Source organism: Caulobacter sp. GW822-FHT01G02 (assembly GCF_058802865.1).
The window spans coordinates 225292-239263 of the sequence record NZ_JBXAON010000002.1 but is presented as its reverse complement, the minus strand read 5'-3'; the positions used below and the strand labels follow the sequence as shown (position 1 = coordinate 239263).

The 13972-nt window shown below is 68.8% G+C and carries 12 protein-coding genes; 8 read left to right on the top strand and 4 right to left on the bottom strand.

The window, feature by feature from the left end; genetic code table 11:
* The first annotated feature begins 156 nt into the window (after positions 1-156).
* Entirely contained in the window at positions 157-801 is a 645-nt protein-coding gene (locus tag AC1RNC_RS06640; protein WP_492884765.1) for a glycoside hydrolase family 19 protein, read from the top strand.
* Positions 802-950: 149 nt separating this feature from the next.
* Positions 951-1619: a helix-turn-helix domain-containing protein gene (locus tag AC1RNC_RS06635; protein ID WP_492884763.1), complete on the top strand. Its 669-nt coding sequence runs from the start codon at positions 951-953 to the stop codon at positions 1617-1619.
* On the opposite strand, the gene AC1RNC_RS06630 is transcribed toward AC1RNC_RS06635, so the two are convergent.
* Together AC1RNC_RS06630 and AC1RNC_RS06625 are read right to left on the bottom strand one after the other, a co-directional pair.
* Positions 1616-2680 carry a lysylphosphatidylglycerol synthase transmembrane domain-containing protein gene (locus AC1RNC_RS06630; protein WP_492884761.1) on the bottom strand — a complete coding sequence of 355 codons (1065 nt, stop codon included), beginning with the start codon at positions 2678-2680 and terminating at the stop codon, positions 1616-1618. The two genes, AC1RNC_RS06635 and AC1RNC_RS06630, sit on opposite strands and share 4 nt — an antisense overlap.
* Positions 2664-4454, bottom strand: a complete 1791-nt coding sequence (locus tag AC1RNC_RS06625; RefSeq protein ID WP_492884759.1) for a PHA/PHB synthase family protein — start codon at positions 4452-4454, stop codon at positions 2664-2666. The genes AC1RNC_RS06630 and AC1RNC_RS06625 overlap by 17 nt, the downstream gene beginning before the upstream one ends.
* A gap of 257 nt (positions 4455-4711) precedes the next feature.
* Between AC1RNC_RS06625 and AC1RNC_RS06620 the strand changes: the two genes are divergently transcribed.
* Together AC1RNC_RS06620 and mgtA are read left to right on the top strand one after the other, a co-directional pair.
* A complete protein-coding gene (locus AC1RNC_RS06620; RefSeq protein ID WP_492884757.1) occupies positions 4712-5353 on the top strand; it encodes a Bax inhibitor-1/YccA family protein in 642 nt (213 codons plus the stop codon).
* The gene (gene mgtA, locus AC1RNC_RS06615; RefSeq protein WP_492884755.1) at positions 5350-7896 is read left to right on the top strand and encodes a magnesium-translocating P-type ATPase; all 2547 of its coding nucleotides are present in this window, start codon (positions 5350-5352) and stop codon (positions 7894-7896) included. Before AC1RNC_RS06620 ends, mgtA begins: the two co-directional genes overlap by 4 nt.
* Before the next feature lie 54 nt (positions 7897-7950).
* Here mgtA and AC1RNC_RS06610 read toward each other — a convergent pair whose 3' ends face one another.
* Entirely contained in the window at positions 7951-8361 is a 411-nt protein-coding gene (locus tag AC1RNC_RS06610; RefSeq protein ID WP_492884753.1) for a hypothetical protein, read from the bottom strand.
* Between the two features lie 184 nt (positions 8362-8545).
* On the opposite strand from AC1RNC_RS06610, the gene AC1RNC_RS06605 reads away from it, so the two are divergent.
* From AC1RNC_RS06605 to AC1RNC_RS06590, 4 genes are all read left to right on the top strand, one after another.
* On the top strand, positions 8546-9634 hold the full coding sequence (locus tag AC1RNC_RS06605) for an efflux RND transporter periplasmic adaptor subunit (RefSeq protein ID WP_492884751.1): 1089 nt from the start codon (positions 8546-8548) through the stop codon (positions 9632-9634).
* Positions 9631-10890 (top strand): ABC transporter permease, encoded by a 1260-nt coding sequence (locus AC1RNC_RS06600; protein WP_492884750.1) that lies wholly within the window; start codon positions 9631-9633, stop codon positions 10888-10890. Before AC1RNC_RS06605 ends, AC1RNC_RS06600 begins: the two co-directional genes overlap by 4 nt.
* Positions 10887-11567, top strand: coding sequence for an ABC transporter ATP-binding protein (locus AC1RNC_RS06595; RefSeq protein ID WP_492884748.1), 681 nt, complete (start codon positions 10887-10889; stop codon positions 11565-11567). The genes AC1RNC_RS06600 and AC1RNC_RS06595 overlap by 4 nt, the downstream gene beginning before the upstream one ends.
* A 130-nt stretch (positions 11568-11697) precedes the next feature.
* On the top strand, positions 11698-12837 hold the full coding sequence (locus AC1RNC_RS06590) for a glycosyltransferase (protein ID WP_492884746.1): 1140 nt from the start codon (positions 11698-11700) through the stop codon (positions 12835-12837).
* Positions 12838-12936: 99 nt separating this feature from the next.
* Here AC1RNC_RS06590 and AC1RNC_RS06585 read toward each other — a convergent pair whose 3' ends face one another.
* On the bottom strand, positions 12937-13962 hold the full coding sequence (locus tag AC1RNC_RS06585) for a zinc-binding alcohol dehydrogenase family protein (protein ID WP_492885496.1): 1026 nt from the start codon (positions 13960-13962) through the stop codon (positions 12937-12939).
* Between the last annotated feature and the right edge of the window lie 10 nt (positions 13963-13972).

Genomic DNA, 13972 nt, shown 5'->3' with positions numbered 1-13972 from the left:
ACTCTCGCCACTGACGGCGGTCTATCCGCGGCGGTCACGTAGAACGCTGGTCTTGACGGTCCAGCTCAATCGCTCATGGTGATCACGCGAACTTCGGCCATACACACGCCATAATAGCAATGTCGAGTCGAAGGCGCTTCAGGAGAAAGTGGGCGCATGTCTCTGATCACCTACGACACCTTCCGGAAATTCGTACCCAAGATCGGACCTCAAAACGCGGACGCCTGGTGCGCCGCGCTGGCGCGGGCAGGCGATACGTGTGGCGTCACCGGTCGGCGCGCGACCGTTCACTGGCTCGGCCAGATGGCCCACGAGTCCATGGGATTTCGCACGTTCGAGGAGGATCTGTGGTACTCGGCCGCGCAAATTCGCAAGACCTGGCCCGGACGTTTCAAGACCGTCGACCCCACCCCGTTCGCCGGAAACCCAAAGGCGCTCGCCAACAAGGTCTACAACGGCCGCATGGGCAATCGCGAGGGTTCGGACGACGGCTATTACTTCCGAGGCCGGGGCCCCAAGCAACTGACCGGGCGCGACAACTACACGCTCTTTGGCGCCTGGTTGGCGTCTCGACGACCCGATGTTGGCGATATTCGACTGAAGCCTGAGTTGGTCGCCGGCCCGGATATCGGGTCCCTCGCCGCGGCCTGGTTCTGGGACAAGAACCACCTCTCGGCGATCTTGCAGACCGACAGCAACGAAGAAAGCGCGAGCAAGAAGATCACCCAGGCGATCAACAACGGCCAAACCGGCTGGGAGTCGCGATGGACCTGGACCCAAAGGGCCATGACGATCTGGTAGCCCGCGTCCCGTCGACCGCACCGGACGGTCCGAGAGCGGGACCGGTGCACGTCAACGGAGGTCTGCACGCCAGGGTTAAGTATTGTTCCCAATAGTGTGGCTGGGCCGCCCGGCCTTATCCCTGTCATCGATCCGCAGGGAGAGCCACGATGTCGATACACGCCTTACCGAGATCCGCCGCCGCTCCAGCGATGACGTCGCTGTATCCGCCCACGGCCGACATGTTCGGCGACATGGGCGTCAGCATCGCCTATGCCTGCGACGAGGAGATCTACGCCCAGGGCGAAGAGACCGATCTCGTCTATCAGGTGCAGAGCGGCGCGGTGCGCGCCTCGCGCCTGACCAGCGACGGCCGCCGTCAGATCGCCGGGTTCTATTATCCGGGCGATCTCTTCGGCCTGGAAACCGGGCCCGCGCACCTATCCTCGGCCGAGGCGCTGGGGCCGACCCGCGTCCTGGTCGCCCGGCGCTCGGCTATGCGTCATCACGGCGAGGCCGGCCACAGCCTGGAACGAGCCATCTGGCGCGCGACCGGCTCGGAGCTGGAACGGGCCCACGAACACATGATGCTCCTGGCCCGCAAAAGCGCCTTTGAGAAAGTCGCCGGCTTCCTGTCCGACGTGGCCAAGCGACAGCGGGCCGTCTGGAGCGAGTTGGCGATGAGCCGCCAGGATATCGCCGATCACCTGGGCCTGAGCATCGAGACCGTCTCGCGCATGTTCAGCCAGTTGCAGAGCGAGGGTCTTATCGCCCTGGAAGGCTGCCGACGCTTTCGCGTGATGGCCCCTACCCGGCTGGCCGCCCTCGCCGCGCTCTAGGTATTCTTGGGCCCATGACCCGATGCGGTTCCGCTCTTCCCGCCGTGCGCGCCAAGATGCAGCAGAACCATGCCGGGCGCCATTGGCGTCCACAGGGTTAGCAGGCGCAACAGCACCGTCGAGGCGAACGCCTGCTCCAGTGGCACGCCCAGCAGATGCAGGGTCGCCGTGCAGGTGGCCTCGAAGGCGCCCAGCCCCAACGGGATCGGCCCCAAGGTGGCGACGATCGAAGCCATGATCAGCGCGATGAAGCTCGTGGCCGGCGCCATCCCTCCCCCCAGCGCTAGAAGGCACGCCTGAAGGGTCGCCGCGTCGATCATGAAGACCAGGCCATTGCAGAGCGTCACACGGGCTAGCAGCGCCTTGTCGGCCAGGAGATCCGCGGGCGCTTGCGCCAGGGTGTCGAGCAGAAGACGCACTGGAGCCAGACGCTCAAGGTAAGCTGGCAAGGGCTGACTGCCGCGCCGTCGCAACCACAGGGCCAGCGCCGGTATGGCCAGGGCGACCAGCAGGAAGGTCGTGACCAGCCCCACCATCAGAGGGGTGGCGTGATCGTGCAGCCACAACATGAACAGCATGAGGACGGCGAAGGCGGCATAGGCGGCGTAGTAGCCGATCAGGGACATGATCAGCGCCGCGACCGCCGCGCCCTTCGGAACGCCCAGCCGGACCAGTTGATCGATCAGCACGACATTGCCGCCCAGGCCCGCCGTCGGAACGGCTTGATCGGCGAAGAGCTTGGTCACGGCGATCGGGGCCAGGCGTGAGACCTTCTGTGGCGCCCCGGCGCGGGCCAGCACCAAGGCCCAGCCACCGGCGACGCTGACATAGGTCATGACCTGAAGGCCCAGCGCCGCGGCGAGCCAGAGCGGCCGGGCCCGGGCCAGGAGCTGGCCGAACGCCGCCAACTCGCCGAAGTGAAGAATAGCCCAGACCAGGGCCGCCGCGGTCAGGACGCCGAGCGACCACCGTCGCCAGGCGCCGCCGAGGCCCAGGGACGGGCGCGAGGACGGCGCGAGCTTGGCTTGTGCTGCTTCCCGGAGGTCAGCGTTCGAGGACATAGCGCCCCGGCGCGGGCGCGCGGCTGCCCTTCCCGGGCTGGTCCGCCCGTTCCAGCGTCTGGGCCGGAACGGCCGGACCCGAGCGATCGGCCAGCCACTGCGCCCATTGCGGCCACCAGGATCCCTCCCCCTGCTCGGCCTGACAAAGCCAGGTCTCGGGATCGACATAGCGGCCGTCGGTGGGCCGCGTCCGGCGCCGCCAGCGCCGGCCAGGACGCTGCGGTTCGGAGACGATACCGGCATTGTGTCCGCCACTGGTCAGCAGGAAGGTGACTTCCGCGCCGGTCAGCAGATGGATCTTGAAGACCGAGCGCCACGGCGCGACGTGATCCCATTCAGCGCCGACCGCGAAGATCGGGACCCGGATATCCTCCAGGGCGATGGGGCGCCCCTCGACCAGGAACCGGCCCTCGGCCAGATCGTCGTTCAAGAACAATGAATGAAGATATTGGCTGTGCATCGCGTAGGGCAGTCTGGTGCCATCGCTGTTCCAGGCCATCAGATCGCTCATGGGCGCGCGCTCGCCCATCAGGTAGTCGCGCACCAGGCGCGACCAGACCAGATCGTTGGAGCGCAGGATCTGGAACGCCCCGCTCATCTGACGGGGGTCGAGATAGCCGCGCGACCACATCAGGTCCTCCAGGAACCGCACCTGGCCCGCATCGATGAAGAGACCCAGTTCGCCGGGCTCGCTGAACTCCGTCTGCGCGGCCAGCAGCGTCACGCTCGCCAGTCGCTCATCGCCGTCGCGCGCCATGGCCGCGGCGGCGATGGCGAGCAGGGTGCCGCCCAGGCAGTATCCTACCGCGTGAACGGCGCGGGCTCCGGTCTCCGCGACCACCGCGTCCAGCGCCGCCAGGAAACCTTGACGCCGGTAGTCCTCCAGGTCGCGGCCACGATCCGAAGGGCCAGGATTGCGCCAGGAGATCATGAAGACGCAGAAGCCCTGATCCACCAGCCAACGCACCAGGGAATTTTCGGGCGACAGGTCCAGGATGTAGAACTTCATGATCCAGGCCGGGGTGATCAGCACCGGCTCGGGCCGGACCTGCTCGGTGGCGGGCGCGTAGCGGATCAGCTCGATCAGGTCGTTGCGGAACACCACCTGCCCCGGCGTGATCGCCACCTCGTGGCCGGGACGAAAGGCCTCCGCCCCGGCCGGCGGCTCGCCGGAGAGCGCGCGGCGGACATCGTCGAGGAGATTGGCCGCGCCCTGGGCCAGGCAGACGCCGCCCGTCTTGGCGACCTTGGCTTGGACGACGGGATTGGTGAGCACGAAGTTCGACGGCGCTAGGACATCCAGCATCTGGCGCGCGGCGAAGCGCGCCATCGCCTCGTGCGGCGCGGTGACGCCCGGCACGCCGGTCAAGGCGGCATCCCACCATTGTTGTTGCAGCAGGAAGCCCTGCTCAAGCAGATTGAAGGGCCAGGTTCGCCAAGCCGGATCATCGAACCGGTGGTCCTGGGGCAAGGGCGTGATCGCCGGCGCGGCGGCCGATCCTTCCAGAAGGGCGCGCCCGGTGAAGTCGGCCAAGCGCGACATCTTGCGTCCAGCCTTGACGCCCATGCGCCACTGGCGGCCGGGCGAAAGAGCCAGGTGAGTGGCCCAGTCGGCATAGGCGGACAGGATCGACAGCGGCGAGAGCCCGCCAGTCATCCGCGCCAACCCCGCGCTGGTCAGACGATCCAGACGTTCAGCCCAAGCCTCGGAGGGATCGTCGTCGGCCTCTGCGGCTGGCGAGTGGCGGGTGTCGATCGCAAGAGCGGCGGTCACGGCGGGCTCTCCTCCACCAAGGCGGCGAGCGCTTGACCTACCGCGACGTCGGCTCGGGCGAACCTCGCAAATCTACGTAGCTTTCCCAATTGGGTGCGGCGGTCGCCCCGACCACCCTCTGTCCGTCTGGTTCGCGACCCGTCGACGCTCGTCTGGCGCCGGCGGCGACAGCGGAGGAGAATGGGATGTTCAGGCGCGGAGACGACCCGGACCTTGGCGCGGCCTTGTCGGCGCCGCCTGATCTGGCGAGGGGGTTCATGACCTCTGTCTGGTGCTGGATGGCTGGCGGCGTGCTGATCTCGGCGGGCGCGGCCTGGGGCGCGGCCTATCTGCCGGCCGTTTCGCGGGTCCTGTTCACCGACCAAGGTCTGACGGGCGTCGGCTGGGTGGTGACCCTGGCGCCCCTGCTGATCGTGCTGACCCTCAGCGCCTCGGTCACCCGCCTTTCCCCCACCGCGGCGGCGATCCTGTTCCTGGGCTACGCCGCGCTGGTCGGACTGTCCCTGGGCGGAATGGTGATGGCCTATTCCGGCCATGACCTGGCCCTGGCCCTGGTCGCCGTCGCGGCTGGCTTTGGCGTCATGGCCGCGCTCGGCGCGGTGACACGGATCGATCTTGGCGGCCTGGGCGCCTTCATGACCATGAGCGTCGTTGGCTTGCTCGTGGCCATGCTCGCCAACCTCTTTCTGCGATCTTCGCCGCTGGATCTCGCGATCTGCGCAATGGGCGCCCTGACCTTCGCCGGCCTGACGGCCTTCGATGTCCAGCGTTTGCGGCGCCTCGCCGCCGAAGGCTGGGATGGCGACGCGCGGCCGGCGGTGATGGGCGCCCTGACGCTCTATCTCGATCTGCTGAACCTCTTCCTGTTCGCGCTTCGCCTGACCGGACGTCGGCGGTGAGCGCCAAGCCCCCGCCCTTCTGGCGGCAAGGCGCCGACGTCCTGCTCAAGGCCCTGGGGAGCGATCTCCAGGGTCTTTCAACGCGGGAAGCCCTGCGCCGACTGGCCGTGGACGGTCCCAACGCCATCGCCCAACGCGCCCGTCGCCATCCCCTGACGGAGCTTCTGCGTCGCCTGGCGAACCCGTTGGTGGCCATCCTGCTGGTGGCCGCCGCGATCGCCGGGGCGACGGGCGATTTGCCCAGCTTCGTGATCATTGTCGCCGTCGTCCTGGCCTCCACCGGACTGGACATGATCCAGGAACATCGCGCCCAGGCCAGCGCAGAAGCCTTGCGCCAGACGATCGCGTTGCGCGCCTGCGCCTGGCGAGACGGCAAGGCCGGCGAAGTTCCCGTCGCCCAGCTGGTGGCGGGCGATGTCGTCGACTTGGCGGCCGGCGACCTCGTGCCGGCCGACGGCGTGGTGCTTGCCGTCAACAACGTCCAGGTCAACCAGGCCCTGCTGACCGGCGAGCCCTATCCGGTGGAGAAGGCCGTCGAGCCGGCCGCGACCGAAGCCACCCTGGCGGACGCGCGCAACGCGCTGTTCGAAGGCGCCTCGGTGGTCGCCGGCACGGCCAGGATGCTGGTGACCGCCACCGGCCCGCGCACCCGACTTGGCGCCATCGCCGGCGCGTTGGGCAAGACGCAGCCGCCCACCGCGTTCGAGCGCGGCGTTCACCAACTGGGCGTCCTGATCGTGCGCCTGACCCTGTTCCTGGTGCTCTTCGTGCTCCTGGCTCACCTGGCGCTCGGCCGACCAGCCTTGCAGTCGTTCCTGTTCGCCATGGCCCTGGCGGTCGGGCTGACGCCCGAACTCCTGCCGATGATCATGACCGTGGCCCTGTCACGCGGCGCCCAGCGCATGGCCGCCGCCAAGGTGGTGGTCAAGCGCCTGTCGGCCATCCACGACCTTGGCCAGATGGACATTCTGTGCACCGACAAGACGGGCACGCTGACCCAGGCGCGCATCACGCTGGTCGCCCATCCCGGAATCGACGGGGACGACGAAGACCAGGTGGCCGAATGGGCGGCGATCAACGCGCGCTTCGAGACTGGTCTGAAGAGCCCTCTGGACGAGGCGTTGCTCCTGCACATGTCCGGCCGCAGCCTCGACGGCTGGCGCAAGCTTGACGAGCGCCCCTTCGATTTCGAACGGCGGCGAGTCTCGGTTCTCGTCGAGCGCGCGGTCGACGGCGTTCGGCTCGAGATCGTCAAGGGCGCGCCCGAAACTCTGTTGACGCTTTGCACGGACGCGCGGGATCGCTCGGGGGTGATCCGGCCGCTCGATGCGGCGCTCCGTCAGCGCCTGACCGACCTCCAGGCCGACCGCGCCGCCCAGGGCCTGCGCCTCTTGGGCGTGGCGTTCAAGCCTGCCACAGGACGCGACACCATCGGCCAGGATGGCGATACCGGCCTTGTGTTCCTAGGCTTCTGCGTCTTCGTCGACCCGCCCAAGGCCAGCGCCACCCAGGCGATCTCGCGGCTCCAGGCGGCCGGTGTGCGGGTCAAGGTGATCTCGGGCGACGCCGCCGCCGTCGTACAGCATCTGGTCGCCACGCTGAACCTGCCGGTCGAGGGCCTGTTGACCGGGGAGATGATCGACAAGCTCGACGACCAGGCCCTGGCCGTCAGGGTCGAGCACGCCGATCTGTTCGCCCGCGTCACGCCCGACCAGAAGACGCGGATCGTCCGCGCCTTGCGCGCGCGTGGCCACACGGTCGGGTTCATCGGCGATGGGATCAACGACGCCCCGGCGATCAAGGCCGCCGATGTCGGCCTGTCGGTCGACGGCGCCACGGACGTGGCGCGCGAGGCGGCCGATATGATCCTGCTAGCGCCGGACCTTTCCGTCCTCGCCGACGGGGTGGCCGAGGGACGGCGCACCTACGCCAACATCATGAAATACGTGCGCATGGGCACCAGCTCCAACTTCGGCAACATGCTGACCATGGCGCTGGCCTCGCTGGTCTTGCCATTCCTGCCGCTGACCGCCGTCCAGGTGCTGCTCAACAACCTGATCTACGATCTGGCGCAGGTCGGCATTCCGTTCGATGGGGCGGACGCTTCGGATCTGGCGCGTCCCAGGGCCTGGGACATGCGCGGCCTGCTGCGGTTCACCGCCATCATGGGACCTCTGTCTTCGGTGTTCGATGTCGCCACCTTCGCCCTGCTGCTGTGGGTGTTCCACGCCGATGTGGCCCAGTTTCGCGCCGCCTGGTTCATCGAATCGATGGCCAGCCAGATCCTGGTGATCTTCGTGATCCGGACGGCGGGTCCGGCCCTGGCGAGCCGCGCGCATCCGGCCCTGACCGCCACGGCGCTCGCCGGCCTGGCCCTCGCCCTGGCCTTGCCGTTCCTGCCATGGGGCGTAGTGCTGGGCTTCGCGCCGCCGACCGGGGCGACCCTGGCGGCCATCGCCGGGCTGGTGGGCGCCTATCTCGTCTGCGCCGAGGGGCTGAAGCGCCTGGCGCTGGGTCAAGCTCGCGGCGGGAGGATCTTCTAGGCCCAGCGCCGGCGTGAGCGCTAAGCTGAACCGAAGGCCCCCGCGACCAGATACCTAGCCAAAGGCGATCCTCGCGCCACCGGCGGCGATCATCAAGGCCAGTCCTCGGCCTTCGAGGCGTAAGCGGATCTCCACGCCCTTGCCGTTGCGCAAGATCGCCGCGCCGTGGCCCAGGATCAAGGCGCCGCCCGCCCCCGCGCCCCAATAGACCCCCTCGAAATCGGCCAGGGACTTCAAGTTGCGGACCTCGGCGGTTCCTTCGAGACGCTCGGCGCCGAGGCCGACTGCAGCCAGGCCGTTGACGCGAAAGTCATAGCGCCGCCCCCGGAAGGTCAGCCGCCCCGAGCCGGACTGATAGCCGATCACCAAGGCCAGGTTCTCGCCCCTGAATGTGGCTTGCGCCGTATCCGTACGGCCCTGGCCGAAGGCCTTTGGCGCCAGCGGCAGGATCGCGGCCAAGGTCATCAAGGTTCTGCGGGTGAGACATCGGGGCATGGCGGGAGCTTCTCCAGGGCGCGCGGCGGGGTTCGTCAACTTCGCGCCGCCTGGCGCTCGACCGCATGATCTTGATCAATCCCGGCCGCCCCAGCCCGTGTCATCACCCTCCAAGGCCGGCGTCCGGCGGCCTTTTGGATTGGCCCTTGGCCCGATGGACACGCCCCTCCCACGCTCCGCCGCGGCGCCAAAGACGGCCAATCCCGCGCCGGCGGCCGCGCCGATCTCCGCCAAGGCAGGATCGCGCCGGCTATGGGTCTTTGGCGCGTGCCTGCTCGTGCTGATCGCGGCGCTTGCCGCCGCGGCGTTCTATCTGAAGCCGGCGCAGGTCGTCGTCGCTCGAGCCGTCGTGGGTCAGGCCGTCGACGTCGTGTATGCCTCCGGCGTGGTCGACTATGTGCGCCAGGCTCATGTCGCGCCCGTCGTCAGCGCGCCAATCCGCGAGGTCATGGTCGCCGAAGGCCAATGGGTCACGGCGGGCCAACGACTGGCCCAGCTCGAGGATGGTCCGGCGCAAGGTACGGCTCTGCAGTTAGCCGCCCAAGCGGTGCAGGCCCGCATCGTGGCCGGTCGTACGCGACGCCTGCTGGAAGCGGGTTTCGCCGCGCGCGCCGCCGATGACGACGCTCAAGCCCAGGCCCGCGCCGCGGGGGCGGCCGCCGACGGCGCCATGGCCCGCCTGCGCGACTATCGCCTGACCGCGCCGTTCGCCGGCCAGATCCTGAGGCGCGAGGCCGAACCCGGCGATCTGGCGGCGGTGGGAACGATGCTGTTCCTGCTGGCCGATCCGCGCACCCTGCGCATCACCGCCGATGTCGACGAGCGTGACATCGCCCGCCTGAAGCTAGGCGCCCAGGCCCTGATCCGCGCCGACGCCTTTCCCGGGCGGACGTTCCAGGGATCCATCGCTCAGATCACCCCGGCCGGGGACGCCACGGGCCGGGTATTTCGCGTCCGCATCGCCCTGCCCGCCGACTGCCCGCTCTCGCCCGGCATGACCGTCGAGACCAACCTCGTCGCCGCCCGGCGCGAGCATGCGATCCTCGTCCCCGCCACGGCGGTCCAGAACGGCAAGGTGTGGCGCGTGGAAAATGGGCGCGCGCGCCAAGTCCCAGTGGTCGTCGGCGCGATTGGCGCGGCCCAGACCGAACTCAGGTCAGGCGTGGCGGCCGGTGACACCGTCATCGTGGCGCCCGACCGGCTGCGGGACGGTCAACGCGTGAGCGTGGCCGCGCGCCCATGAGTTCGGTCGTCAGCGTTCTGGCCGGGGTCGCCCTGGCGCATGTTCGAGTTCGAGCCCGTCAGACCCTCGTGGCCACCTTGGGCGTGGCGATCGGCGTCGGGTTCTTCCTGGCCGTCTCGGGCATGATGGTTGGCTCCCAGAAGGATTTCATCAAGACGCTGGTGGACTCCGCGCCACACATCATCGTCCGCGACGAGCAGCGTAAACCGGTTCGACAGCCCGCCCTGGACGCCTTTCCCGGCGCCGCGATCGCCATCCACGGCCTGCGCCCCCAAGAGGAGGTGCGCGGCCTGAAGGATTGGTCCGCCATGCTCACCGACGCCCGCGCGATCCCCGGCGCAGTGGCCGCCGCGTCGCTGAGCGGCGCGGTGACCATCGCCTACGCCGGCAGGACCGCGGCGGTGGCGCTCAATGGCGTTGACCCACGGCTGGAAGGACGCTTGGCCAAGATCAGCGAAACTCTGGTCGGTGGCGCGCTGACGGATCTGGAGGCTCGACCCGACGGGATCATTATCAGCCGCCCCCTGGCCGAGCGTCTGGGCGCGCGGTTGGGTGACACCCTGGTCGTGACCGCCTCCAGCGGAACCCTCCAGCGCATGCGGATCCTGGCGCTGATCGAGCCCGACGCCCAAGCCGGCTTCTATGCCGGCGACACTGTGGCCTATGGTCTGCTGCGCACCGCCCAGGTCCTGTTCACACGGCCCAATATCGTGAACCAGATCCACATCCGGCTTGCCCGGTCCGACGACGCCCAGGCGCAGGCCAATCGCCTGGAAGGTCGATGGGGCTACAAGTGGGAGTCCTGGCAGGAGCGCTCGGCCGACATCCTCAACCTGCTCGTCGTGCGCAACGTCATCATGTACGCGGTGATCCTGGCCATCCTGATCGTGGCCAGCTTCGGCATCTACACCGCCGTTTCCAACAGCGTCGCCGACAAGCGCCGCGACATCGCCATCCTGCGCGCGATGGGTTTCACGGCCGGCGACATCCAGGCGATCTTCCTGATGGAGGGCCTGCTGGTGGGACTGTTGGGCGCGCTCGTCGGCTTCGCGGTCGGCACGGGCCTTCTGCAGATCCTGGCCAGCCTGCCTTTGACCATGGGCGGCAAGCCGCTCGTGCTGCCGCTCGACCGCAGCCTGCCGCAGTATCTCCTGGCCGGCGGCGCATCGCTCGCCGCGGCCCTGATCGCCGCCTGGCTGCCAGCGCGCAAGGCCGCGCGGGTGGATCCGGTCGCCATCCTCCGAGGGGCGACGTGAGCGCCCTGATCGAAGCGCGCGCGGTCACGCGGGTTCTCGCGGATCCCGAGCCCTTCACCCTGGTCGACGCGGCGACCCTGAAGATCGAAGCCGGCGCCCTGGTGGCGATCGTGGGACCGTCCGGGTGCGGCAAGTCTTCGCTGCTCTACCTGCTGGGTCTCCTGGATCGACCCGATCAGGGCGAGGTGCTGATCGCCGGACAGCCGACGACCAATCTGGGCGAAGCGGCCCGCACGCGGCTGCGTCTGGAGCGGATCGGCTATGTCTTCCAGTTCCATTTCCTGCTGCCCGAGCTGACGGCGCACGCCAATGTCGCCCTGCCGATGCGACGCCTGGGACGCCGCAGTCCTCCGGAGATCGATCAGGCCGTCCAGACCCTGCTTGATAAGCTCGGCCTGGCCCAACAGGCTCAGCGGCGGCCCGACCGCCTCTCGGGCGGTCAGCGGCAGCGCGTAGCGATCGCGCGCGCCTTGGCCAACGACCCGGCCATCGTGCTATGCGATGAGCCGACGGGAAATCTCGACAGCGTCAACACTCGCCTGGTGATTGAGGAGTTCCAGCGTCTAGCCCATGCCGAACAGCGCGCGGTGGTGTGCGTGACCCACGACGAAGGTTTCGCCGAGGCCGCCGATCGCCGTATCCGCATGCTGGACGGCCGGATCGTCGAGGATCGCTAGATCGGGGCAAGGTCGCGTTTGACGCAAAACAACTTGGCCAATACGCCTAGCGTTCGTCGCATGCTGGTCATCGGCGCTTATTGGAGGCGCCATGTGGCGTGATGTTCCCCCCTCCATCGCAGCGACCAACTTGCCCGCCCCCGCCCCCCTTGGCTCGGTCGGGCTGGTCGACACGACGATGCTCTACGCGCCGGCCAGCGGCGGCGTGCGACGCTATCTGAGCGCCAAGACGGACTGGCTGGCCCAGCACCGACCCGGCCTGCGCCATCGGCAGGTGCTGCCTGGGCCGGCCGATCGTGACGAGGCTCACATCGCCTTTGTTCAGTCGGCCAAGCTGCCCTTCACGCACGGCTATCGCTGGCCGATGAACCTGACGGCCTGGACCGAACGCATCGTGCGTGACACGCCCGCCCTGATCGAAGCCGAGGACCCTTACTTACCCGGCAAGGCGGCGCTACGGGCCGGCCAAGTCCTCGGCGTCCCCGTGGTCGGCTTCTGTCACAGCGACGTGGCGGCCCTGACCCGGCTCCTTCTGGAGGGGCGCGGGGCCACCGCGTTTCGCAAGCTTTGGGCGCGTCGTTTCCGCCGCTTTGACCAGGTGCTGGCGCCGAGTCGATACATGGCCCAGATCCTCGGCGAAGCCGGCGTGGAAGATGTCCAGGCCGTCTCGCTGGGCGTCGATACCGACGTCTTCCATCCCTATCCGCAGGCCCGCGCGCCGCTGCGTGCGGCGCTTGGCCTGAGCGCGCGAGAACGGTTGCTGGTCTTCGCCGGAAGGCCCGCGCCAGAGAAGCGACTGGACGTGCTGGTCGAGGCCGTGGAGCGCCTGGGCCCGGACTATCGCCTGCTCCTGATCGGCGGAGGCGCATCGCGCTCTAGGCAGGTGCTGACGCTGCCGTTCCAAAACGACCCTGCAAGGCTGGCCAGGATTCTCTCGGGTTGCGACGCCCTGGTGCATGCCAATCCCTTCGAAACCCTCGGCCTGGTGGTGCTCGAAGCCATGGCCTGCGGCGTGCCGGTGGTGGGGGTCGCCCATGGGGGCGTGGGCGAGACCGTGGACGAGACGTTCGGCCAGTTGGCCGCGCGGGCCACGCCCGAGGCCATGGCCGGCGCGATCACGGCGCTGTTTGATCGCGACCTGTCGGTTCTAGGAGCATGCGCCAGGGCGCGAGCCGTCGAGCGATATCGCTGGGACACCACCTTCGAACACCTGACGCGCCTCTATCAGCGCCTGACAGGACTGCGCGCGTTCACCGCCGGCCCAGGCTAGAGCCTTCTCCGATCCAACCGGATCGGTAAAATGCTCTAGCTTCCTGTTTTTGCGCGTTTTTTTGCCGACGCACCGGCGTCCACTTCGTCGAAAAATGCTCTAGCCCCTGATCGCGAGGACGGCCGCGCCGGTGAAGGCGCCGGCGCGCAAGTCGGCCAGAGCCTTTCCGGCCTGGCGCAACCCGTAGGTCGTGATGTGCGCGCGCACTCCCGCCGCAGCGGCGCGCTTCAGGTAATCCGCGCCATCGGCGCGAGTGAGATTGGCCACCGACAGGACCCGGCGCTCTTCCCACAGGTCGTTATAGTCGAGGGCTGGAATGGTGCTCATGTGGATGCCGGCGCACACTACCGCGCGCCCTCGGTCGACCGCGCGCAGCGCCAAGGGGACGAGGGCCCCGTCGGCGGCGAAGATGATCGCCGCGTCCAGCGGTTGGGGCGGCCGCTCGGCGGAAGAGCCGGCCCAGACGCAGCCGAGCGAGCGCGCCAGAGCCTGCGCCGCGGTGTCCCCGGGCCGCGTGAAGGCGTAAACTTCCTGGCCTTCAAAGATCGCCAGCTGCGCCAGGAGATGCGCCGCCGCGCCGAAGCCGTAGAGACCCAGGCGTCGGATGGCGCGCCCCTGGCCAGCCATGCGCCAGGCCCGAAAGCCAATCGCTCCGGCGCAAAGCAGAGGCGCGGCCTCAAGGTCGCTGAACGCGTCGGGCAACGGCAGGCAGAAGGCGGCGTCGGCCAAGACCTGGTCGGCGTAGCCGCCGTCCCGGGTCCATCCGGTGAACTCGGCGCGTTTGCAGAGGTTCTCGAGCCCCTCGCGGCAAAGGTTGCAGCGGCCACAGGCTCTGCCCAGCCAGGACACGCCGACGCGTTGACCGAGCGCCAGCGTCGTGACGCCCTCGCCCAGCGCCGCGACGGTCCCGACGACCTGATGGCCCGGCACGACGGGGCCGGACGTGGAGAGTTCGCCGTCGAGCAGATGCAAATCGGTGCGGCAGACTCCACAGGCGCGGACCTCCAGCCGCACCTGCCCTGGGGGGGGGGGGGGGGGGGGGGGGGGGGGGGGGGGGTAGGTNNNNGCGCCCGGTTCGGGAACCGGGCGCAGGGTCGCCGTCAGCCGACCGTCCTGCAGGACCATGGCCAGCATG

Coding starts and splice junctions, on each gene's coding strand:
- AC1RNC_RS06640 (WP_492884765.1), top strand. CDS start 157: ATGTCTCTGATCACCTACGACACCTTCCGGAAATTCGTACCCAAGATC.
- AC1RNC_RS06635 (WP_492884763.1), top strand. CDS start 951: ATGTCGATACACGCCTTACCGAGATCCGCCGCCGCTCCAGCGATGACG.
- AC1RNC_RS06630 (WP_492884761.1), bottom strand. CDS start 2,680: ATGTCCTCGAACGCTGACCTCCGGGAAGCAGCACAAGCCAAGCTCGCG.
- AC1RNC_RS06620 (WP_492884757.1), top strand. CDS start 4,712: ATGACCTCTGTCTGGTGCTGGATGGCTGGCGGCGTGCTGATCTCGGCG.
- AC1RNC_RS06610 (WP_492884753.1), bottom strand. CDS start 8,361: ATGACCTTGGCCGCGATCCTGCCGCTGGCGCCAAAGGCCTTCGGCCAG.
- AC1RNC_RS06605 (WP_492884751.1), top strand. CDS start 8,546: ATGGACACGCCCCTCCCACGCTCCGCCGCGGCGCCAAAGACGGCCAAT.
- AC1RNC_RS06600 (WP_492884750.1), top strand. CDS start 9,631: ATGAGTTCGGTCGTCAGCGTTCTGGCCGGGGTCGCCCTGGCGCATGTT.